The organism is Mycobacterium sp. (assembly GCF_044223235.1).
Lineage (GTDB): Bacteria > Actinomycetota > Actinomycetes > Mycobacteriales > Mycobacteriaceae > Mycobacterium.
On the sequence record NZ_JBGAME010000005.1, the window covers coordinates 1 to 21,812 of the forward strand.

The window sequence follows — 21,812 nt, forward strand, 5'->3', positions numbered from 1 at the left end:
GTCGTCGCGCAAACACGCACGCTCGGCGGATCGTTTTGGGTCAGACGCCACCCTGTGAGAGGTTGACGGCATGGGTCGACTGTTTGGTACCGACGGAGTGCGCGGTGTCGCCAATGCCGAGCTGACCGCCGAACTGGCGCTGGCGCTCGGGTCGGCGGCGGCCCGCCGGCTCGCGGGCACCGGTGCCGCGGCGCACGCACGCCGCCGCGTCGCGGTGGTGGGACGTGACCCAAGGGCAAGCGGAGAGATGCTGGAGGCGGCGGTGATCGCCGGACTCACCAGCGAGGGTGTCGACGCGTTGCGGGTCGGGGTGCTACCCACCCCCGCCGTCGCCTATCTGACGAGTGCCTATGACGCCGACTTCGGCGTGATGATCTCCGCCTCCCATAACCCGATGCCCGACAACGGCATCAAGATCTTCGGGCCCGGTGGTCACAAGCTCGACGACGCGACCGAGGATCGCCTCGAGGAGCTGGTGCACGCCGGTCCGGGTGACCGCCCCGTCGGCGCGGGCATCGGGCGGGTTGTCGACGCCGCCGACGCGCTCGATCGCTATCTCAGGCACATCGGCAAAGGCGTCACGACAAGGCTGGATGCGCTGACCGTGGTGGTCGACTGCGCGCACGGCGCGGCGTCGGTGGCGGCGCCCCGCGCCTATCGTGCGGCGGGTGCCAACGTCATCGCGCTCAACGCCGAACCCAACGGGCTGAACATCAACGACGGCTGCGGCTCCACCCACGTCGAGGGGTTGCAGGCGGCGGTCGTGTCCTACGGCGCCGACCTCGGGCTCGCCCACGACGGCGACGCCGACCGTTGCCTGGCCGTGGACGCCAACGGACGCCTTATCGACGGCGACGCGATCATGGTGGTGCTGGCGCTTGCGATGCAGGAGTCGGGTGAGCTGGCGTCGAACACGCTGGTGGCGACCGTGATGAGCAACCTGGGCCTGCATCTGGCAATGCGTTCGGCGGGTATCGACGTCCGCACCACGAGCGTCGGCGACCGTTATGTGCTCGAGGAAATGCGCGCGGGTGATTTCTCGCTGGGCGGCGAACAGTCCGGCCACATCGTGATGCCTGCACTGGGCACGACGGGCGACGGAATCCTCACCGGTCTGCGGTTGATGTCGCGGATGGCGCAGACGCGCTTGCCGCTCGCCGGGCTGGCGGCGCCGATGCGGACGTTGCCGCAGGTGCTGATCAATGTCGAGGTCGCAGACAAGGCGACCGTCGCTACCGCATCGTCGGTGCGTTCCGCGGTGGAGCAGGCCGAAGCCGAGCTCGCCGGCACCGGGCGCATCCTGCTCCGTCCCTCGGGAACCGAGCAGGTGGTCCGGGTGATGGTGGAGGCCGCCGACGAGGACACCGCCCGACAGCTGGCGGTCCGGGTCGCGGAGTCCGTCAGCAATCTGCGCTGAACGCGGCCTCGCGGGAGGAGCGCAGCGACCCGGGGGAAGACGGCCCGAGGGGGCAGGAGCGAAGCGACCGGGGGAAGAAACGGAACCGCCCGCGCGGCCGCTTCGTCATAGCCGGTATGGGACAAGCTCATGTCGCACGCGTCGACGTCGCGGCGCTGATCGCAGCGGCGCGCCAGTACGACGAGGTCGTGTCGGTCGTCGAAGCCGCGGCGCGCAACCACCTGAGTGGTTTGGCGTTCGACGGGTCCAGGGCAGGGCGCGCTCACGTCGCGTCGGGTGACGCGCTGCGTCTGGCAGTCGAGGACGTTGCCGACCAGCTTCGGTTGTGGTCCCGCGCGGCCGCCGAGGTGGCCGCGGCGTTGCGCGGCTCCGCCGATCGCTACCGCACCGCGGAGTCCCGCGCGGCGGCGGGACTGGGCTGAGTCGTGGCGGCGCCGCACGACGTCGATGGCCGTCTGGCAGAGGGCAGGCCCGCGGCCGAGAATCTCCAGGACTACGTGTGGGCCGCCCACCTGCTCGGTTTTCGGCACCCGGACCTGACGGCACACCCCGCCCAGCTCAACGACTGGTACGGCAGTGAGGACGGCCTCGATCTGCCGGCACTGGACGGCGACCGCGCGGCGCTGACCGCGGCCCTGGTGGCGACGGAGCGCGCGTTGCTCCTGCAGGACGACCAGGTCTCCTCGCTTGGCGCGGCGTGGCACGGCGGCGGCGCCGACGTGGCGCTGGAATTCCTGCGCCGCCACCGCGACGCGTCGCAACATTGTGTCGCCGCGGTCCGCGCCGCGGCCGACGCGCTGGGCACCTTGTGCGAGAGCCTGTCGCAGATCGTGGACCGGAAGGTGGCCGCGGTGATCGCCATCGACGGGAGCCGGGAGGCCGAGCGGCCGGGGTGGTTGGCCGCGGCGCGGGTGGTCGCGACGGGAGCAGGCGATCGCGCGGCGGCAAGCGAGTTGATTGACCAGCAGGTGACGCCGTTCGTGCACAACGACATACGGGTGGACTTCCTGACGGCGATGCGCAGTTCGCTGGCCGCGGTGGGCACCGCCTATGACACCGCGACCGCCCAGCTGAGGGCGGAATCCGGGGTCGTGTTTCCCTTGGCCGGTGACCTCGCGCCGCCCTGGAACCCGTCGGAGGGCGAGCCCGCTGTGGCCGCGCGAACGGCCGAGGGTGCCACCAGTGGCGGCGAGGTGTTCTCCGCGGCGCCCCCGCCCGCATGGACGGCCGCGCCGTCACCGCGGTTGAGTGCGGCGCCCGCCGAGCCGCCCGCGTGGATGGCCGCGCCGTCCGCGCCGGCTCCCCAGGAGCAGGCGCTACCGGCAAATCCGGCTCTGACGGCGCCCGCCGCAGCGCCGCAGGAGGGCCTGGCGGGGCTGTCGGGACCGGGCCTGCCCGGCGTGGGCGGGGTGTCGGGACTGGCCGATCTCGGTCGACGGCTTGTCGAGGGGCTGGGTGGCCTGATGCCGCCCGCCGGGGACGGGTTCGATTTACCCGAGCTCGGGGGTGCCGACCCGGGCTTCGACGGCGACCCCACCGGGGGCGAGGGCGCGCGTGAAGAAGGCGGCGACAAGGCGGACGGCGGGGACGAGGCCGGCGAGACCGGCGAGGACGGTGATACCGGCCCGGACGGTGAGAAAGCAGACAAGGCCGGGGAGTCCGAGGTGTCCGACGAGGACGACGAGGACGACGAGGACGATGAGGACATCGTCGGTGAAGACGACGAGGACGATGAGGACATCGACGGTGAAGGCGCCGGGGACATCGACGATGAGGACGACGGGGGCGGCGGCGAGGCAACCGCGGATGGGGAGGCATCCGTCATCGGGCCGTCGGCCGAGGACCCGCCGCCCGAGCCCGCGGCGACGCCGGTGCCTGCGGCGCCGCCGATCGCACCGCTCGAGCCGCCAGCGGTGCCGGGGCAGGGGGAGACGCCGTGTGAGATCGCCGCCGATGAACTACCGCAGGCCGGTCGATGACCGCTGCTTCACGCCGTCGGAGCCGCTGTCAGGGAAGCAGTTCCTGGAACTCCTCGACGATCCGGATGCGTTCACCGCGGTCGTCGGACAGCGGGTGAACCAGCAGCGTAGTGGCCCCGGCGGCGGCGTATGCCTCGATCCGTTCCTTGACGTAACCGCGCGGCCCGATCAGGGACACGTTGCGCACGAGCTCGTCAGGGACGGCCTCGATGGCCTCGCCCTTGCGGCCGGACAGGTACATATCCTGGATGCGGTCCGCCTCGGCGCCGAAGCCGTAGCGGGTGGCGAGGTTGTGGTAGAAGTTCTTGCCGCGGGCACCCATCCCGCCGATGTAGAGCGCCAGCTGCGGTTTGACCCAGGCGAGCCGGTCAGCCACATCCTCCCCGATCGCCAGGCTCGCGCTGACCACGGTGTCGAGTGGTCCCAGCGCCGGGTCGCGCTTGGCCAGCCCGGTACGCAGCGCACCTCCCCACGCCGCGTCGGCCATCTCGGGATAGAAGAAGATGGGCTGCCATCCCTCGGCGATCTCGGCCGCGAGCTCGACGTTCTTCGGTCCGAGCGCCGCGATTGTGATCGGAATGTGTTCTCGGACAGGGTGATTGATCAGGTGCAACGCTTTGCCGAGCCCGGTTCCGCGACCGGCGGGCAGCGGAATCTGGTAGTACCTGCCGTCATAGCGGACGTCCTCGCGGCGCCATACCTGCCTGCAGATCTCGACGACCTCGCGGGTGCGGCCGATCGGTGCGTCGAAGGGCACGCCGTGGAATCCCTCGATCACCTGGGGCCCCGACGTCCCGATACCCAGCCGGAACCGGCCGTCGGAGACGTAGTCGAGTCCGGCCGCCGTCATCGCGAGCAACGCCGGCGTGCGGATGTAGATCGGCAGGATGCCGGACCCCAACTCGATGGTGCTGGTCTTGGCCGCCAAGTAGCCCAGCTGGCTCACCGCGTCGAAGGTGTACGCCTCGGCCACCAGGGCGATGTCGACGCCGAGCCGTTCCAGTTCGACGATGTCCTCGACGGCCTCGCGGAACCCGCCCGCGTAGCTGAGAAAGATCCCGGTGCGCATCGCTGAGTTATACACACGACCGGTTGTTGGCCCGCATCAGGGCTTCAACAGTGCGACGACCTTGTCCTCGAGGTCCACCGGGTTCGCGTTCGGGTCGGCCGGCCGGGTCTTGGGGAGCGGTGCGTCGGGATCTGCGAACTCCCGGTATTCCTTGTCACCGGTCAGCATGTGCAGCAGGTATCCGGTCAGCAATGCCCGCACTACCTTCTGGCTGTCACGATCCGCGCCGGGCAGTCCGACGACCCGGGCCAGCCGGCGTCCCTCGATCAGCCCACCCGCCTTTACGTCGACCGTACGCAGCGTCGAGGTCTGCCACGCACGGGCCAACTCGACTGCGTTGGACCGCAGCGTGACCGGATCGCCGGGCGCGGTCAGTACCAGCCCCGGCACCTTCAGTGACACCGCGGGCTGCTCGGCGCGCGGCTTGGTCACGGTGGGGAACAGCGCAACCGCGGCCTTCGGCTTCACCGGCATACCGGCCGCCGCGAACACCGCGGCCGCGCCCCCGAACCCGTGGCCCGCGACTGCGAGCTTGGTGGGATGCACGCTGATCTTGCCGGGCCCCAGCCGCACGCCGGTAATGATGTCCAGCGCCGTGCCCAGGTCGAAGGCCAGGTTCATCACCGAGGGCGCGACGCTCGTCTCGGTGTTCGGCGCGGCGGCCACGATTCCCCACGACGCCAGATGCTCCAGCGTGCCGCGGTAGCGGTCCGCCGTGGCGAGCCAGTCATGGCCGAAGGCGACGCCAGGCAGATTCAGACCCGATTCCGGGGTGTAGACGATGCCAGGCAGCCCGGCGAACGCGAGGTCGCCGCGCAGAACGCGATGGGGCCCGCGCCGGGTCAACGCCTTGAACAGCCTCTTCGTGCTCGCCACCCGATGACCGTAACCCATCGGAGCCGCCTGCCCGCTCTACGCGTGACCACGGTCCGCGCACCGACAAAACCACACCGTCGGGCGACGGAGTTTTGTACCCTTGGGCAACATTGTGTGTTAGCCGTCATTCGTGCGATCCGATCTACGGAAAGCGGATGGAACAGGGATTCAGCAGCGACGTTGCCAGAGGGCGACGACACGTTTGGTATGTGGTAGCAAACACAACGGTGTCAACACGTTCCCGGTGGGCGGCACGGTGCTGCACTACTCTGAGTAGCTATGTGTGGGATCGTCGGCTACGTCGGGTCGGGCAACGCACGCGATGTCGTCGTTGATGCCCTGCGTCGAATGGAATACCGGGGCTATGACTCCGCGGGTATGGCACTGCTGGACGGACACGGCGGACTGACGGTTCACCGCCGCGCCGGCCGGCTGGCCAACCTGGAGGCGGCTCTCGATGAGGCCGGTGATGCCCACCTCGTGGGAAGCACCGGGATGGGACACACCCGCTGGGCCACGCACGGCAGGCCGACCGATCGCAACGCTCACCCCCACCGTGACGCCGCCGGCAAGATCGCCGTCGTCCATAACGGCATCATCGAGAACTTCGCGTCGCTGCGCCACGAACTCGAGGTAGCCGGCGTCGAGTTCGCCAGCGACACCGACACGGAGGTTGCGGTGCACCTGGTCGCCCACGAGTACCGGCACGGCGACACCGCGGGAGATTTCCCCGCGTCGGTGTTGGCCGTCCTGCGCAGGCTCGAAGGGCATTTCACCCTGGTCTTCGCCAACGCGGACGAGCCGGGGATGATCATCGCGGCCAGGCGCTCGACTCCGCTGGTTCTCGGCGTCGGGGACGGCGAGATGTTCGTCGGCTCCGATGTGGCGGCGTTCATCGAGCACACCCGCAACGCCGTCGAACTGGGACAGGACCAGGCGGTGATCATCACCGCCGACGGGTTCCGGGTCACCGACTTCAACGGCAACCCCGATGACGCGAATGCCCGGCACTTCCATATCGACTGGGACGTGTCGGCCGCCGAGAAGGGCGGCCACGACTACTTCATGCTCAAGGAGATCGCCGAGCAGCCGGACGCGGTAGCCGACACCCTGCTCGGGCATTTCGTCGACGGCCGGATCGTGCTCGACGAGCAGCGACTCTCCGACCAGGAGCTGCGCGATGTCGACAAGGTGTTCGTGGTGGCCTGCGGCACCGCGTATCACTCCGGCCTGCTCGCCAAGTACGCGATCGAGCACTGGACGCGGCTGCCCGTAGAGGTCGAGCTGGCCAGCGAATTCCGCTACCGCGACCCCGTTCTGGACCGCAGCACCCTTGTCGTCGCGATCTCCCAGTCCGGCGAGACCGCCGACACGCTGGAGGCGGTGCGCCACGCCAAGAGCCAGAAGGCCAAGGTGCTGGCCATCTGCAACACCAACGGCAGCCAGATCCCCCGCGAGGCCGACGCCGTCCTCTACACACGTGCCGGCCCGGAGATCGGCGTGGCGGCCACCAAGACGTTCCTGGCGCAGATCGCCGCCAACTACCTCGTCGGTCTGGCGCTCGCGCAGGCCCGGGGCATCAAGTACCCGGACGAGGTCGCCCGCGAATACCGGGAACTGGAGGCCATGCCCAGGCTGGTGCAGCAGGTGCTGGACAATCTCGAACCCATCGTCGAGCTGGGCCGCCGGTTCGCCGATTCGCCGGCCGTGCTGTTCCTCGGCAGACATGTCGGCTACCCCGTCGCGCTGGAGGGTGCGCTCAAGCTCAAGGAGCTGGCGTACATGCACGCCGAGGGTTTCGCGGCCGGTGAGCTCAAACACGGGCCCATCGCGCTGATCGAGGACGACCTGCCCGTCATCGTCGTGATGCCCTCGCCAAAGGGTTCGGCGATGCTGCACGCCAAGTTGCTGTCGAACATCCGCGAGATCCAGGCGCGCGGTGCGGTCACCGTCGTCATCGCCGAGGAAGGGGATGACACGGTCCGCCCCTACGCCGACCATATCTTCGAGTTGCCTTCGACAACAACGCTTTTCCAGCCGTTGCTGTCGACCATCCCGCTGCAGGTGTTCGCCGCGTCGGTGGCGTGCGCCCGCGGCTACGACGTCGACAAACCACGAAACCTGGCCAAGTCCGTCACTGTCGAGTGACCGACCCGGCGGTGACGAGGATCGTCGGCAGGCTCACGCGTAGCGTGGCAATACGAACGCGTTCGACATCTCGACCTGGTCGCGCACCAGCAGCGCCTTGGCGGGCAACCGCTCGGTGAGGCGGGTGAGGGTCGAGCGGAACCAGATCCCGAGGTTGGTCTCCGGTGTCATCGTCCGGCCGTTGGCCGGCGCGCTGTCCTGTATGCGGGCGATCCGCGGCGCGAGTCGCTCCCGGTACCGGGCGAACGCCGCCGTGTGGTCGCCACCTGCGGTCGCCAGCTCGCCCGCCAGGACGTAGGCGCCGACCATCGCGATCGTCGCGCCGTGCCCGGAAAGCGGAGAGGCGCAGTAGGCGGCGTCGCCGATCAGACCGACACGGCCGCGCGCCCAGCTGTCCAGCTTGATCTGGGCGCACGCATCGAAGTAGAAGTCGTCGGCGGTGCGGACCTGGGCCAATAGCGGGGCGGCTTCCCAGCCCATTCCTGCGCCGCGCAGTTCGGTGATGCGCTTCTGCGTCTCGGTGTCGCGGTGGTGATAGGCGGGTTTACCGCCACGAATGTGAAGAACGCCATCACTTTCGAGCCGCCCAGGATGGTGCGCATGCCGATGCTGCGACCCGGCTCGCTGTACATCACGGACTCGTCGGCCAGCCCGAGATGATTCTCGGCGGTCCAGAACGCGACATAGGTGTCGAGGTGGACCCGCGCGGCACCGTCACCGAAGACCCTTCTTCGCACCTCTGAATGGATTCCGTCGGAGCCGATCACGAGGTCGAACCGTTCGGCGCGTCGCTGGTCGACTTCGACGCGCGCTTCGAGTTCGGCATCACCGTCATCGTTTCCGGGCTGGCAACGCAGGCCGCGCCGAATCCCTGAGCCCACCACCCTGGCGGCGCCCCCGGGCGTGCGATCCTGACTAGGATGCGCCGTTACTACACCGCGGATGCGATCCGCGACGCCGAGGCTCCGTTGCTGGCCAGCCTGCCCGACGGCGTCCTGATGCGGCGCGCGGCGTACGGGCTGGCGATGGCGGTCATCCGGGAACTGGTGGCGCGCACCGGCGGGCTGACCGGCAGAAGCGTCTGCGCTGTCATCGGTTCTGGCGACAACGGCGGTGACGCGCTGTGGGCGTCGACGTTCCTGCGCCGCCGCGGCGCGTCCACCAGTGCGGTGCTGCTCGATCCGGAACGTGCGCATCGCAAGGCGCTTTCGGCGTTCCTCACCGCGGGTGGGCGTGTGGTGCAACGCACTCCGGCGGGCACCGACCTGGTGATCGACGGCGTGGTGGGCATCGGCGCATCCGGTCCGCTGCGGCCGGCGGCCGCCGAGGTGTTCGCCGCGGCGGACGGTGCGGGCATCCCGGTCGTGGCGGTCGACCTCCCCAGCGGGGTCGACGTCCACACTGGCGCGGTGAGCGGGCCACACGTGAACGCCGCGCTGACGGTCACCTTCGGCGGCCTCAAACCCGTTCACGCCCTGGCTGATTGCGGTCGCGTGGAACTCGTCGACATCGGCCTGGACCTACCGCCAACCGAGGTGCTGGGTCTCGAGGCCGCCGACGTCGCGGCCCGCTGGCCGCTGCCCGGACCCACCGACGATAAGTACACCCAGGGCGTCACCGGCGTGATGGCAGGCTCGGCGACGTACCCGGGTGCGGCCGTGCTGTGCACGGGCGCCGCCGTCGCTGCCACGTCGGGCATGGTTCGGTACGCGGGAAGCGCTGCACAGCAGGTGCTTTCGCATTGGCCCGAGGTGATCGCCACTGGCGATGCCGCGTCCGCGGGCCGGGTTCAGGCCTGGGTGGTCGGGCCCGGCATGGGCACCGATGCGGCGGCTGCGGACACGCTGCGCCACGTCCTGGACACCGAGCTGCCGGTGATCGTCGACGCCGATGCGCTCACCCTGCTCGCCGCGCACCCCGACCTCGTCGCGGGCCGTGCGGCACCCACGGTGCTCACACCGCATGCGGGCGAGTTCGCACGGCTGGCAGGGCAACCGCCCGGAGACGATCGCGTCGGGGCAACCCGCGCCCTGGCCGACCGGCTGGGCGCCACCGTGCTGCTCAAGGGCAATGTCACGGTCATCGCCGAACCGGGCGCGCGGGTGTTCCTCAACCCGGCCGGCGGGTCGTGGGCGGCCACTGCCGGGTCGGGTGATGTGCTCTCGGGAGTGATCGGCGCCCTGTTGGCTGCCGGCCTGACACCCGCAGAAGCGGCCGCGGCAGCGGCCTTCGTGCACGCGCGGGCCGCCAACTTGTCCGCCGCCGACCCTGGTCCCCGTCCCGCGCCGACCTCCGCGTCGCGCATCCTGGCCCACCTGCGGGCCGCCATCGCCAGCGTGTAGTAATGATCGGCATGCCGCGAAATCCGACCCACGTCCCCCACATCGCCCCGGCCTACACGGGGCGGTTGGCGATGGCCCCGGTGCCGTCTCTTCGTCTGCCCGACGACGCGATGGACCCCGGCACGGCCTACCGGTTCATCCACGACGAACTGATGCTCGACGGCAGCTCGCGGCTGAACCTGGCGACGTTCGTCACCACCTGGATGGATCCCGAGGCCGAGAAGCTGATGGCCGAGACGTTCGACAAGAACATGATCGACAAGGACGAGTACCCTGCCACCGCGGCGATCGAGCAACGCTGCGTGTGCATGGTCGCCGACCTGTTCCACGCCGAAGACCTGCGCGACGATGACCCCGCCAGCGCCACCGGGGTGTCCACCATCGGGTCAAGCGAGGCCGTCATGCTGGCCGGTCTGGCGATGAAGTGGCGGTGGCGCCAGAAGGTCGGCCAGCGCACGCGAGGAGCAGATCAGACGGATGCCTGGAAGGGCCGCACGCCGAACATGGTGATGGGGTCCAACGTCCAGGTCGTGTGGGAGAAGTTCTGCCGCTACTTCGACGTCGAACCGCGTTACCTGCCGATGGAGGAGGGGCGTTATGTCATCACGCCCCAGCAGGTGCTCGACAACGTCGACGAGGACACCATCGGGGTGGTGGCCATCCTGGGCACCACCTTCACCGGCGAGCTGGAGCCGGTCGCCGACATCTGTGCGGCGCTCGACACGCTGGCCTCGGGCGGCGGCGCCGACGTCCCGGTGCATGTGGACGCGGCCAGCGGCGGCTTCGTCGTACCGTTCCTGCACCCCGACCTGGTATGGGACTTCCGGTTGCCGCGCGTGGTGTCGATCAACGTCAGCGGGCACAAATACGGGCTCACGTATCCGGGCATCGGGTTCGTCGTGTGGCGCAGCGCCGAACATCTACCGGAGGACCTGGTGTTCCGGGTGAACTACCTCGGCGGGGACATGCCGACCTTCACGCTGAACTTCTCCCGGCCGGGCAACCAGGTCGTCGGCCAGTACTACAACTTCCTGCGGCTGGGCCGCGAGGGCTACGGGCAGGTGATGCAGTGCCTGTCCCAGACCGCCCGCTGGCTGGGCGACCAGCTGCGTGGCAGTGAGCACTTCGAGCTGATCTCGGACGGTTCGGCAATTCCGGTGGTCAGTTTCCGGCTCAAGGATAAGCGCGGCTACACCGAATTCGACGTGTCCGAATCGCTGCGCGCATTCGGCTGGCAGGTGCCTGCCTACACCATGCCCGACGACGCCACCGACGTGGCGGTGCTGCGGGTGGTGGTGCGCGAGGGCTTCTCGGCCGACCTCGCCCGCGCGCTGCGTGACGACGTGATTACCGCACTCGGTCACCTCGACACGCTCAAGCCCCGCGGCCAGTTCGACCAGCTGAGACCGTTCGCACACTGACGTCTCGGTACCGCGGGTCGCGTGGTCTGGGACAATCGGCGATGGTGACATGAGCATGCACACGACCGAACTGAGGACATCCCTGAATCCCGGCACCGAGGCCGTCATCGACCTCGGCGCCGTCGAGCACAACGTGCGAGTACTGGCGGAACACGCGGGCAGCGCGCAGGTGATGGCCGTGGTCAAGGCGGACGGCTACGGCCACGGCGCCACCCACGTCGCGCGCACCGCACTGGCGGCGGGCGCCGCCGAACTCGGGGTCGCGACCATCGACGAAGCGCTGGCGTTGCGCCGCGACGGCATCACCGCGCCGGTGCTGGCGTGGTTGCATCCGCCCGGTACGGATTTTGCGCCGGCGCTGCGTGCCGATGTGCAGGTCGCGGTGTCGTCGGTGCGCCAGCTCGACGGGGTGCTCGATGCCGTGAACCTGACGGGCCGCACGGCCACCGTCACCGTCAAGGTCGACACCGGCCTCAACCGCAACGGTGTCGCCGCCGCCGATTACCCGTCCGTGCTGACCGCGCTGCGGCGCGCCGTCGCCGCCGACGCCATACGGGTGCGCGGCCTGATGTCGCATCTGGTCAACGGCGACGATCCGCAGCACCCGGTCAACGACCTGCAGGCCCAGCGGTTCACCGCGATGCGCCGTCAGGCCCGCGATCAGGGTGTGCGCTTCGAGGTGGCGCACCTGAGCAACTCTCCGGCCGTGATGGCCCGCCCCGATCTGTCCTACGACATGGTTCGGCCTGGTATCGCCGTCTACGGTCTGAGCCCCATCCCGGAGTGCGGCGATATGGGTCTTCGTCCCGCAATGACTTTGAAATGTCATGTGGCAATGGTTCGTTCGGTGCGGGCCGGTGACGGGGTGTCCTACGGCCACACCTGGATCGCCGACCGCGACACTACGCTGGCGCTGCTGCCGATCGGCTACGCGGACGGGGTTTTCCGGGGCCTCAGCGGTCGAATCGAGGTGCTCATCAACGGCAGGCGCTACCCGAACGTCGGCCGGATCTGCATGGATCAGTTCGTGGTCGACCTCGGGCCCGGCGAGGTCGGCGTCGGCGAGGGTGACGACGCGATCCTGTTCGGACCGGGAACCGATGGCGAACCCATGGCGCAGGACTGGGCGGATCTGCTGGACACCATCCACTATGAGATCGTGACCAGCCCGCGCGGCCGGGTGGTCCGGACCTACCGCGAAGCTCCAGGACAGGCCAACCGTCTTGGGTGACAACAAAACCGGACAGCGGCACGCCCACAGGCAGAGCGGCCGCTGGCTGGCAGGCGCCGCCGGGTTGACCACGCTCGGTACGGTAGCGGGGATCTCGGTGGCGCGGTCGGTAGGCTCCCGGTTGGTCAAGGTCGAAGACGACCCTTATGCCGCTGAGGATTTCGAACTGCTCGACGCCGACCGCAGCTACGTGGTCACCACGCCGGACGGGGTGCCCCTCGCCGTTCGCGAGGTGGGACCCGACGATGCGCCGCTGACGGTCGTTTTCGCGCATGGCTTCTGTCTGCGCATGGGCGCCTTCCACTTTCAGCGGGCCGCGTTGGCAGAGCAGTGGGGCCCACAGGTCCGCATGGTGTTCTACGACCAGCGCGGCCACGGGCGCTCCGGCAATGCTCCTTCGGACACCTACACGGTGGAACAGTTGGGGCAGGATCTGGAGACCGTGCTGGCGGTCATGGCGCCGCGTGGCCCGGTGGTGCTCGTCGGCCACTCGATGGGTGGTATGACGGTCCTGTCGCATGCGCGTCAGTTCCCCAATCGGTATCCGGCCAAGATCGCCGGTGCGGCGATCATCTCTTCTGCCGCTGAAGGAGTTTCGGGATCTCCGTTGGGGGAGATCCTCAAGAATCCGGCCCTGGAAGCCGCGCTACTCGCCGGGCGGTACGCGCCGGGGATGTTGCACAGGACCAGGGGCGCGGCACGGTCGGTGCTTGGCCCGATCCTTCGGGCTGCGTCCTACGGCAACACGAAGGTGAGTCCCAGCGTCGTTGCGTTCTCGGAGAAGATGATGCACGACACCCCGATCGCCACGCTGGTCGAGTTCCTGCACGCCCTCGAGGTGCACGACGAGAGCGCTGCGCTGTCCACCCTGACCAGGGTTCCCACGCTGATCGCCTGCGGGGACCGAGACCTGATCACCCCCATGGATCGCTCGCAGGCCATGTCGGCGGAGCTGCCCGATTCGGAACTCGAGATCATCGGTGGCGCAGGCCATCTGGTGCAGCTTGAGCAGCCGTCGGTCGTCGACGATGCGCTGGTGCGGCTGGTCGAGCGGGCCACCCCGTCCAAGCTCACGGCGATGAAGCGGCGGCTGCGCGAACGGAGCCGCCCCAATGGCTGAACCGTCCGCGCCGCGCCGCGACGGCACGGCGGAGCTGCCGACCCCGGGTGACACCTTGGCACTGGGTGCCCGGCTCGGCAGGGGGCTACGCGCCGGCGACGTGGTGGTGCTGTCCGGGCCGCTGGGAGCCGGAAAGACGGTGCTGGCCAAGGGGATCGCCGAGGGCATGGATGTCGAGGGACCGGTGACCTCGCCGACGTTCGTCCTGGCCCGGGTGCATCGGGCGCGGCGTGCCAGCGCACCTGCGATGGTGCACGTCGACATGTACCGCTTGCTTGACCATTCCGGGTACGACCTACTCGGGGAACTCGACTCGCTCGACCTCGACACCGACCTCGACGCCGCGGTTGTGGTCGTGGAGTGGGGTGAGGGCCTGGCCGAACGGCTTTCGGATCGGCACTTGGACATCCGGCTCGAACGGGGATCCGACACCGAGGTCAGAACCGCCATCTGGCAGTGGTGCGTGCCGTGAGTGGCCGCATTGTGTTGACGATCGACACCGCGACGCCCGCAGTCACCGCCGGGGTGGTGCAGCGCGGCGAGGACGGCGTGGTCGAGCGACTCGCCGAGCAGGTCACCATCGACGCCCGTGCGCACGCGGAGCGGCTGACCCCCAACATCGTGGCAGCCCTGAGCGTGGCGGGCGTATCGCCCGGCGACATCGACGCCGTCGTGGTCGGTTGTGGCCCAGGGCCTTTCACCGGCCTTCGGGTGGGCATGGCGACGGCGGCGGCCTACGGTCACGCGCTCGGCGTACCCGTGCACGGGGTGTGCAGCCTCGATGCCATCGGCGTATTCACGACAGGTGCGGCGCTCGTCGTCACCGACGCCAGGCGTCGCGAGGTGTACTGGGCGCGTTACCGCGACGGTATCCGGACGCACGGACCTGCGGTGAGCGCTCCCACCGATGTGACCGCCGACGGGCTCGATGTGATCGCGGGATCACCCGAGCACGCCGCACTGGTTGACCCTGCGGAAATGACGCCGCGTGTCCTGGCGGTGTACCCGACGCCGGGCGGGCTGGTGCGCGCGGTCGCGGACTGGTCGGTCGACCCTGTGCCGCTGGTGCCGTTGTACCTGCGCCGTCCCGACGCGAAACCGCTGGCCGAGCAGACCACAGTGTCGAGGTGAGCGCCGAGGGCAAGGCGACCGGGTTCGTCTACGACGGTTTGCGGGCCGGCGATGCCGCGCGGTGCGCGGAGTTGGAGGCGCAACTCTTCGGCGGCGACGATCCGTGGCCAGCGCGGGCGTTCCTGGCCGAGTTGAAGGCGCAGCACAACCATTACGTCGCGGCCCGTGACAACGATGTCGTGATCGGCTATGCCGGCATCGCCAGGCTGGGTCGAAAACCGCCCTACGAGTACGAGATCCACACGATCGGTGTCGATCCGACCCATCAGGGCAAGGGTATCGGGCGGACGATGCTCACCGAACTGCTCGAATACGCGGCGGGCGGTGTGGTGTTCCTGGAAGTCCGAACCGACAACGAGCCCGCAATCGGACTCTACGAGAGCGTGGGTTTCGTCAGGATCGGGTTGCGTAAGCGTTACTACCGGGCCAGCGGCGCCGATGCGTACACCATGCGCCGCGATCCGCGCTCTACTGCGGAAGGATCGCGGCCGTGACGATCATCCTGGCGATCGAGAGCTCCTGCGATGAGACCGGCGTTGGCATCGCCCAACTGGGGGCCGACGGATCCGTGACGTTGCTGGCCGACGAGGTCGCGTCGAGCGTCGACGAGCACACCCGGTTCGGCGGTGTGGTGCCCGAGGTTGCCTCGCGTGCGCATCTGGAGGCGCTCGGTCCCACCATGCGCCGCGCCCTTGACGTCGCCGGGGTGCGCAGGCCCGATGTCGTCGCCGCCACCATCGGGCCGGGACTGGCCGGTGCGCTGTTGGTGGGCGTGGCTGCGGCGAAGGCGTATTCGGCGGCGTGGGAGGTGCCGTTCTATGCGGTGAACCACCTGGGCGGCCATCTGGCCGCCGACGTGTTCGAGCATGGTCCACTGCCGGAGAGCGTGGGACTGCTGGTGTCGGGTGGGCACACGAACCTGCTGCATGTGCGGTCGCTGGGCGAGCCGATCGTCGAACTCGGCAGCACCGTGGACGACGCCGCCGGTGAGGCCTACGACAAGGTGGCCCGCCTGCTCGGGCTCGGGTATCCGGGCGGGCGGGTGCTCGACGAGCTGGCCCGCGTCGGCCACCGCGACGCCGTCGTCTTCCCGCGAGGTATGACGGGGCCGCGTGACGATCCGTACTCGTTCAGCTTCTCCGGTCTCAAGACCGCAGTCGCGCGCCATGTCGAGCGGAATCCCGATGCCGCCCAGGCCGACGTCGCCGCGGGGTTCCAGGAGGCGGTCGCCGATGTGCTGACGCTCAAGGCGGTGCGCGCGGCCACCGATCTGGGCGTCTCGACGCTGCTCATCGCCGGCGGGGTGGCAGCGAACTCGCGGCTGCGTGAGCTGGCGGCGGAACGGTGCGCGACGGCGGGGCTGACGCTGCGGATCCCGCGGCCGCGGTTGTGCACCGACAACGGCGCCATGATCGCCTCCTTCGCGGCGCACCTGATCGCCGCCGGCGCGGCGCCGTCGCCGCTGGACGTGCCCAGTGACCCCGGCCTGCCGGTGGTCAAGGGGCAGGTGGGCTGATCCCTCGGGCTGAACGCCCGGGCTCAGAACGGCGGCGGACGGTGCCGTCAGGCAACGGGCGATTCGTCGCGCCCGGTCAGATTGTCTTGACGACGACAAGTTCGCGCGGCGAGTACGCGCATGGGTGCAGGCACGGCGGTGTGTGAACCAACGTCGCGTCCACCAACACCGCAGTCGTCAGACCTAGCGCTGACCGACCAAGCCAGGGGCAGCCTTGAGTGCTAGCACTCGCGTGTATAGAGTGCTAGGTGGCAGACGGCCCGCCCCTGTGTCGGCACCCGCGACGACGGCGCGAGGGGGACCAATGCCGAACACCTGGCAATCCCAAACCGGCCCGGGATACACCCGGACCACCTGAACAGAGTGAAGGGGCTCCAATCGTGGCGAGCGTGAACATCAAGCCACTCGAGGACAAGATCCTCGTACAGGCCAATGAGGCCGAGACCACGACCGCATCCGGTCTGGTCATCCCCGACACCGCCAAGGAGAAGCCGCAGGAAGGCACCGTCGTCGCAGTAGGCCCCGGCCGCTGGGATGAGGACGGCGAGAAGCGGATTCCCCTGGACGTGTCGGAGGGCGACACCGTCATCTACAGCAAGTACGGCGGCACCGAGATCAAGTACAACGGCGAGGAGTACCTGATCCTGTCCGCGCGCGACGTGCTGGCAGTCGTCTCCAAGTAATCAGTCGTGTTCCGCCCCGGAGATCCCCGTTCCCACGGGCGATGTCCGGGGCGGCACGCGTCAGGAGTCAGGAAAGACATACATGAGCAAGCAGATTGAGTTCAACGAAACTGCACGCCGCGCAATGGAAGTCGGTGTCGACAAACTCGCAGACGCAGTGAAGGTGACGCTGGGTCCGCGCGGTCGGCACGTGGTGCTCGCCAAGGCCTTCGGCGGACCGCAGGTCACCAACGACGGTGTCACCATCGCCCGTGAGATCGACCTGGACGATCCGTTCGAGAACCTGGGTGCGCAGCTGGTGAAGTCGGTGGCCACCAAGACCAACGACGTCGCCGGAGACGGCACCACCACCGCGACCGTGCTGGCGCAGGCGCTGGTCAAGCGCGGTCTGCGCAACGTGGCGGCGGGGGCCAACCCGATCGCTCTCGGAGTGGGAATCAGCAAGGCCGCCGACGCCGTGTCCGAGGCATTGCTGGCCGCTGCCACCCCCGTCAGCGACAAAACGGCCATCGCTCAGGTGGCGACCGTGTCGTCGCGCGACGAGCAGATCGGTGAGCTGGTCGGCGAGGCGATGACCAAGGTGGGTCACGACGGTGTCGTCACGGTCGAGGAATCGTCGACCGTCAACACCGAGCTGGAGGTCACCGAGGGTGTCGGCTTCGACAAGGGCTTCATCTCGGCGTACTTCATCACCGACTTCGACGCGCAGGAGGCGGCGTTCGACGACGCGCTGGTGCTGCTGCACCGCGAGAAGATCAGCTCGCTGCCCGACCTGCTTCCGCTGCTGGAGAAGGTCGCCGAGGCGGGTAAGCCGCTGCTGATCGTCGCCGAGGACGTCGAGGGTGAGGCGCTGTCGACGCTGGTCGTCAACGCCATTCGCAAGACGCTGAAGGCCGTGGCGGTCAAGGCGCCGTTCTTCGGGGACCGGCGTAAGGCGTTCCTGGACGATCTCGCCGTCGTCACGGGCGGCCAGGTGGTCAACCCGGACGTCGGGCTGGTGCTGCGCGAGGTCGGTCTGGACGTGCTCGGTTCGGCGCGGCGGGTCGTGGTGTCCAAGGACTCCACGATCATCGTCGACGGCGGTGGCACGCAGGACGCCATCGACGGCCGCAAGGCGCAGCTCCGCGCCGAGATCGAGGCCACCGATTCGGATTGGGACCGCGAGAAGCTCGAGGAGCGGCTGGCCAAGCTGGCCGGCGGTGTGGCCGTGATCAAGGTCGGTGCCGCCACCGAGACGGCGCTCAAGGAACGCAAGGAAAGCGTCGAGGACGCCGTCGCAGCGGCCAAGGCCGCCGTCGAGGAGGGCATCGTCCCCGGCGGTGGCGTCGCCCTGGTGCAGGCCGGGTCGGTGCTCACGTCGCTGCGAGAGTCGCTTTCCGGCGATGAGGCGCTCGGGGTCGATGTGTTCGCCTCCGCGCTGACCGCCCCGCTGTACTGGATCGCCACCAACGCGGGCCTGGACGGCTCCGTGGTGGTCAACAAGGTCGCCGAGCTGCCGGCCGGGCAGGGCCTCAACGCCGCCACGCTGTCGTTCGGTGACCTGGTCGCCGACGGCGTCGTGGACCCGGTGAAGGTCACCCGTTCAGCGGTGCTGAACGCGGCGTCGGTCGCCCGGATGGTTCTCACCACCGAGACCGCGGTCGTCGACCGGCCCGCTGCGGCCGCCGATGACCATGGCCATGGGCACGGCCACGGGCACCACCACCACTGAGTAGTTGCTATGGAGCGCCCCCGGCCCTGTTGGCCCGGGGGCGCTCTCATTTGGGCCGAGACCATCCACCAGAGGAGGCTGGACACCCAACGCGTCCCGTACATAGCCTTGACGTCCGGAGCGAGGGGAGGTTTATGGTGCACGCAATGCGCGGTGCGCGGTACGCATTCGTTACGACGGTTATCGCTTGCTGAATGGGCGTCCACGCCTTGGCCAAAAAGAAGCCTGCTTGAATGTCCTCGCTATTCCTTAGCTACCGCCGTGATGACTCAGGCGCGGAGACGGGGCGACTCTATGATCGTCTTGTCGAGCAATTCGGCGCTGCAAACATCTATCGGGATATCGATAGCACTCCGCTCGGTGCCGACTTTCCGGGCATCATCAGGCACCGGGTTGCCCAATGCAATGCGATGATCGCCGTCATTGGGCCGAACTGGTTCGGCCGCCGGGCAGACGGGCTACGTCGTATCGACGATCCCTACGACTGGGTGCGCATCGAGGTTACGGAGGCCCTGAAACGAGGAGTACTCGTCGTGCCGGTGCTGGTCAATGGTGCGGTGATGCCGACGACTGCCGATCTACCTGACGATCTTGAAATGCTCAGTTCTCGTCAAGATGTGAACCTTTCACTGGAAGGATGGCGATCAGAGGTCGAAAAACTGGTAGCGCGAATTGACGAACATATCAATCCACCTGCGGCTTGGGCTCGCTCACCATTATTGATTGCCGCAAGTTCAGGCGTCCTATCGTTGATCGGGGGACTAGTCTCGATCACGGTTCAGTGCTACCAGCCGAATATCGACTCCGAAGTGCAATGGTCCATCGTCATTGCGACGCTTAATGGCGCATTATCCGCGGCACTGTTGGCCGTGGTGGTGTCGGCAGCCAGACGAAGCGTATGGCCGCTGGGGCACACGGTTGCTGTGGCTGCGGTGGTCGGAGCGTTCCAGAACGCGGTACTTGGCATCGCGCCGAACAGCGACGGATACATCTTCGTGACCTACCCAGCCGGTTTCGCCATGTCGGCCTTCGCCGCCATGGTGCCGACCTATTCACCACAGCACATCGTCATGGGCACATTCGTAGGCGCTCTCGGCGGTCTTGCCGTCGCCGTGGACCTGGGCTCCATAGTCGTCGATGCGTTATCGATAGCGGTGTACGGGATCCTTGTCGGGGCTGCGATCGCGGCTACACCGCGACCTACTCGACGATTACTCTGATGAGCCCTCCGTTTCCCTTCAGGTGACGCCGACGTGAGGCTCGGGATTTGTGAGCGCTTTCGCTTAGGCGCAGGGCGCGGACTACACAGCGACACGCCAATTTTGTGCCAGTCGCGCTATCCCGCGGGCCGTCGTTGGGGCCTGGGGCCTGTTCGCCCGATTCGTTGCCTTGTGCATGATTTGCGCCTCGGAGACCCCCGTGATGCGCTCCTGCCCTTTCAGGCGCGCGGCGGCGATCCTCAGCCCCGGCGGACTGTGGTCACTCTCACAGAATCCGCCATATGATCCACCGTGTTGCCATGAGTAAACTTGGTTTTGCTCATGACTGTCTGGGTCGCAAAGGCCTGAGCATCGACTCCGGCGTTGAGCACAAGCAAACAGAAGAAATCAAAGCGGCTGGTCATGGGCGCGAGGAGCGTCGGTGCCCGGCCATCGTTAGTGCCTGAGATCGTTCTCTGGCAGGGGAGGGCAGTAGTAGTGGAGTCGACCCGTGATTGCACGGGCCAACCGCGGCGGGCGCGTCAGCGCGGGATCCTGACCCGGATCGTTCGGGAGACGGAGCCACCCACGGACGGCCTGCCGCGGATCGCGACGTCCGTGCGCGCGGAAGTCGATAACGCCTCCGACGCGCACGTAAGCGAGGTACTCGATCTAGCCGGGACCATCGGCGCCATCCTGATGGCCACCGGGATGCCCGCGACCGCCACGATGGACCAGGTCAGCGCGATCACCGCCGCCTACGGCATCGAGCGATGCGAAGTCGACGTCATCAACACGGCGATCCACATCGCCGCCTCCCGCGGACCGTCGTCGCCGCCGGCCAGCACCTTTCACAACGTGCAATCCCGGTCCTTGGACTTCAGCCGACTGGCGGCCGTCGACCGCCTGATCGCCCGCATCCGCGATGGAAAGGTGTCCACGTCGGACGCTCGCGACGAACTTGACGCCATCATCACCGCACCGCACCCCTACAAGCGCTGGGTCGCGACCCTGGCGTGGGGCATGCTCGCATTTGCGACGGCGGGAACTCTCGGTGCGGACTGGCTGGTGTGTTTGGTCGGCGCCCTGAGCGCCATGACGATCGACCGCGTCAACAGGCGTCTCAACAAGTACGGGCTGCCGTTCTTCTTCCAGTACGCGGTTGGCGGCGCGATCGCCACCGCGCCGCCGATCCTGCTCTATTGGCTCAGCCCCAAGCTGGGGTGGCACTTCGAACCGACCGTGGCGATCGCGGCCGGCCTCGTCGTTCTGCTCGCGGGTCTTTCGCTGGTGGGCTCGGTCGGCGATGTCATCAGCGGTGCCCCCGTCACCGCTGCGGGCCGCTTCTTCGAGTTGGTCATGATGACGGGTGCGACGATCGCGGGGGTGGCGCTGGTCCTGCACCTCGGCAACCGTTTCGGTGCACCGTTCGTCGCCATCAGCGGGTACGCACCGCCTGCCCTGGCCGAACTGCCTGCGCGTGTCGCGTTCGGCGCGGCGAGCGCGGCGGCCTTCGCCCTGGCCTGCTATGCCGAACGGTCCGCGGCGGTGGCTGCGGCGTTCGGCGGTGCCGCGGGCACCGTCGCGTTCCTTGTGGCGCAGGGCGCGGGCTTGGGGGCGGTGGTGGCGTCGTTCGTCGCAGCCGTGCCGATCGGCCTCGTGGGCCGACTGGTGGAGCGTCACAATCTCGCGCCGCCGCTGGCCGTGTCGATCGCGGGCATCGTGCCCCTTCTGCCAGGTCTGGCACTGCTGCACGGCATCTACGCTGTCCTCAACGATCAGCATGCTGTCGGGTTCGCCGCAGTGCTGGGCGCATTCGCGGTCGGGACGGCCCTGGCTGCCGGGGTCACGTTGGGCGAATGGAGTTCGTGGATGGTCCGACGACGCGGACTGCAGACCCGCCGCCATAGCCGCAGCACGCGTGTGGGGCAGTCGGCGGCCGGGATTGCGGACTAGCCCACTGGGGCCC

At 68.5% G+C, this 21,812-nt stretch carries 20 protein-coding genes; 17 read left to right on the forward strand and 3 right to left on the reverse strand.

The window, feature by feature from the left end; genetic code table 11:
- Positions 1-70: 70 nt before the first annotated feature.
- The 3 genes from glmM to ADBZ6K_RS09565 all read left to right on the forward strand — a co-directional run bounded on the left by glmM (position 71) and on the right by ADBZ6K_RS09565 (position 3,396).
- On the forward strand, positions 71-1,417 hold the full coding sequence (glmM, locus tag ADBZ6K_RS09555; protein WP_526345890.1) for a phosphoglucosamine mutase: 1,347 nt from the start codon (positions 71-73) through the stop codon (positions 1,415-1,417).
- Between the two features lie 116 nt (positions 1,418-1,533).
- Positions 1,534-1,839: a type VII secretion target gene (locus ADBZ6K_RS09560; RefSeq protein WP_526345892.1), complete on the forward strand. Its 306-nt coding sequence runs from the start codon at positions 1,534-1,536 to the stop codon at positions 1,837-1,839.
- A 3-nt stretch (positions 1,840-1,842) separates the two neighbouring features.
- Complete coding sequence (locus tag ADBZ6K_RS09565) at positions 1,843-3,396, forward strand: hypothetical protein (protein WP_526345894.1); 1,554 nt, start codon at positions 1,843-1,845, stop codon at positions 3,394-3,396.
- A gap of 28 nt (positions 3,397-3,424) precedes the next feature.
- On the opposite strand, the gene ADBZ6K_RS09570 is transcribed toward ADBZ6K_RS09565, so the two are convergent.
- Together ADBZ6K_RS09570 and ADBZ6K_RS09575 are read right to left on the reverse strand one after the other, a co-directional pair.
- Positions 3,425-4,465 carry an LLM class F420-dependent oxidoreductase gene (locus ADBZ6K_RS09570; protein ID WP_526345896.1) on the reverse strand — a complete coding sequence of 347 codons (1,041 nt, stop codon included), beginning with the start codon at positions 4,463-4,465 and terminating at the stop codon, positions 3,425-3,427.
- A gap of 36 nt (positions 4,466-4,501) precedes the next feature.
- Complete coding sequence (locus ADBZ6K_RS09575; protein WP_526345898.1) at positions 4,502-5,341, reverse strand: hypothetical protein; 840 nt, start codon at positions 5,339-5,341, stop codon at positions 4,502-4,504.
- Between the two features lie 279 nt (positions 5,342-5,620).
- Here ADBZ6K_RS09575 and glmS point away from each other — a divergent pair, with 279 nt between their 5' ends.
- Positions 5,621-7,489, forward strand: coding sequence for a glutamine--fructose-6-phosphate transaminase (isomerizing) (gene glmS, locus ADBZ6K_RS09580; protein ID WP_526345900.1), 1,869 nt, complete (start codon positions 5,621-5,623; stop codon positions 7,487-7,489).
- A 33-nt stretch (positions 7,490-7,522) separates the two neighbouring features.
- On the opposite strand, the gene ADBZ6K_RS09585 is transcribed toward glmS, so the two are convergent.
- Positions 7,523-7,969: an FAD-dependent oxidoreductase gene (locus ADBZ6K_RS09585; protein WP_526345902.1), complete on the reverse strand. Its 447-nt coding sequence runs from the start codon at positions 7,967-7,969 to the stop codon at positions 7,523-7,525.
- A 263-nt stretch (positions 7,970-8,232) separates the two neighbouring features.
- Here ADBZ6K_RS09585 and ADBZ6K_RS09590 point away from each other — a divergent pair, with 263 nt between their 5' ends.
- From ADBZ6K_RS09590 to ADBZ6K_RS09650, 13 genes are all read left to right on the forward strand, one after another.
- Complete coding sequence (locus ADBZ6K_RS09590; RefSeq protein ID WP_526345904.1) at positions 8,233-8,364, forward strand: hypothetical protein; 132 nt, start codon at positions 8,233-8,235, stop codon at positions 8,362-8,364.
- Between the two features lie 45 nt (positions 8,365-8,409).
- Positions 8,410-9,831, forward strand: a complete 1,422-nt coding sequence (locus tag ADBZ6K_RS09595; RefSeq protein ID WP_526345906.1) for an NAD(P)H-hydrate dehydratase — start codon at positions 8,410-8,412, stop codon at positions 9,829-9,831.
- Positions 9,832-9,833: 2 nt separating this feature from the next.
- Positions 9,834-11,252, forward strand: a complete 1,419-nt coding sequence (gene gad / locus ADBZ6K_RS09600; RefSeq protein ID WP_526345908.1) for a glutamate decarboxylase — start codon at positions 9,834-9,836, stop codon at positions 11,250-11,252.
- Positions 11,253-11,307: 55 nt separating this feature from the next.
- A complete protein-coding gene (alr, locus tag ADBZ6K_RS09605) occupies positions 11,308-12,483 on the forward strand; it encodes an alanine racemase (RefSeq protein WP_526346319.1) in 1,176 nt (391 codons plus the stop codon).
- A complete protein-coding gene (locus tag ADBZ6K_RS09610; protein WP_526345910.1) occupies positions 12,476-13,603 on the forward strand; it encodes an alpha/beta fold hydrolase in 1,128 nt (375 codons plus the stop codon). Before alr ends, ADBZ6K_RS09610 begins: the two co-directional genes overlap by 8 nt.
- Positions 13,596-14,075 carry a tRNA (adenosine(37)-N6)-threonylcarbamoyltransferase complex ATPase subunit type 1 TsaE gene (gene tsaE / locus ADBZ6K_RS09615; RefSeq protein ID WP_526345912.1) on the forward strand — a complete coding sequence of 160 codons (480 nt, stop codon included), beginning with the start codon at positions 13,596-13,598 and terminating at the stop codon, positions 14,073-14,075. Before ADBZ6K_RS09610 ends, tsaE begins: the two co-directional genes overlap by 8 nt.
- Complete coding sequence (gene tsaB / locus ADBZ6K_RS09620) at positions 14,063-14,734, forward strand: tRNA (adenosine(37)-N6)-threonylcarbamoyltransferase complex dimerization subunit type 1 TsaB (protein ID WP_526346321.1); 672 nt, start codon at positions 14,063-14,065, stop codon at positions 14,732-14,734. The genes tsaE and tsaB overlap by 13 nt, the downstream gene beginning before the upstream one ends.
- Positions 14,731-15,228, forward strand: a complete 498-nt coding sequence (gene rimI / locus ADBZ6K_RS09625) for a ribosomal protein S18-alanine N-acetyltransferase (RefSeq protein WP_526345914.1) — start codon at positions 14,731-14,733, stop codon at positions 15,226-15,228. The genes tsaB and rimI overlap by 4 nt, the downstream gene beginning before the upstream one ends.
- Positions 15,225-16,250 carry a tRNA (adenosine(37)-N6)-threonylcarbamoyltransferase complex transferase subunit TsaD gene (gene tsaD, locus ADBZ6K_RS09630; protein ID WP_526345916.1) on the forward strand — a complete coding sequence of 342 codons (1,026 nt, stop codon included), beginning with the start codon at positions 15,225-15,227 and terminating at the stop codon, positions 16,248-16,250. Before rimI ends, tsaD begins: the two co-directional genes overlap by 4 nt.
- 380 nt (positions 16,251-16,630) lie before the next feature.
- A complete protein-coding gene (gene groES / locus ADBZ6K_RS09635) occupies positions 16,631-16,933 on the forward strand; it encodes a co-chaperone GroES (protein WP_045384501.1) in 303 nt (100 codons plus the stop codon).
- Positions 16,934-17,015: 82 nt separating this feature from the next.
- Positions 17,016-18,644, forward strand: a complete 1,629-nt coding sequence (groL, locus tag ADBZ6K_RS09640; RefSeq protein ID WP_526345919.1) for a chaperonin GroEL — start codon at positions 17,016-17,018, stop codon at positions 18,642-18,644.
- A 233-nt stretch (positions 18,645-18,877) separates the two neighbouring features.
- Complete coding sequence (locus ADBZ6K_RS09645) at positions 18,878-19,864, forward strand: TIR domain-containing protein (protein WP_526345921.1); 987 nt, start codon at positions 18,878-18,880, stop codon at positions 19,862-19,864.
- A 597-nt stretch (positions 19,865-20,461) separates the two neighbouring features.
- Entirely contained in the window at positions 20,462-21,799 is a 1,338-nt protein-coding gene (locus ADBZ6K_RS09650; RefSeq protein WP_526345923.1) for a threonine/serine exporter family protein, read from the forward strand.
- Positions 21,800-21,812: the final 13 nt, after the last annotated feature.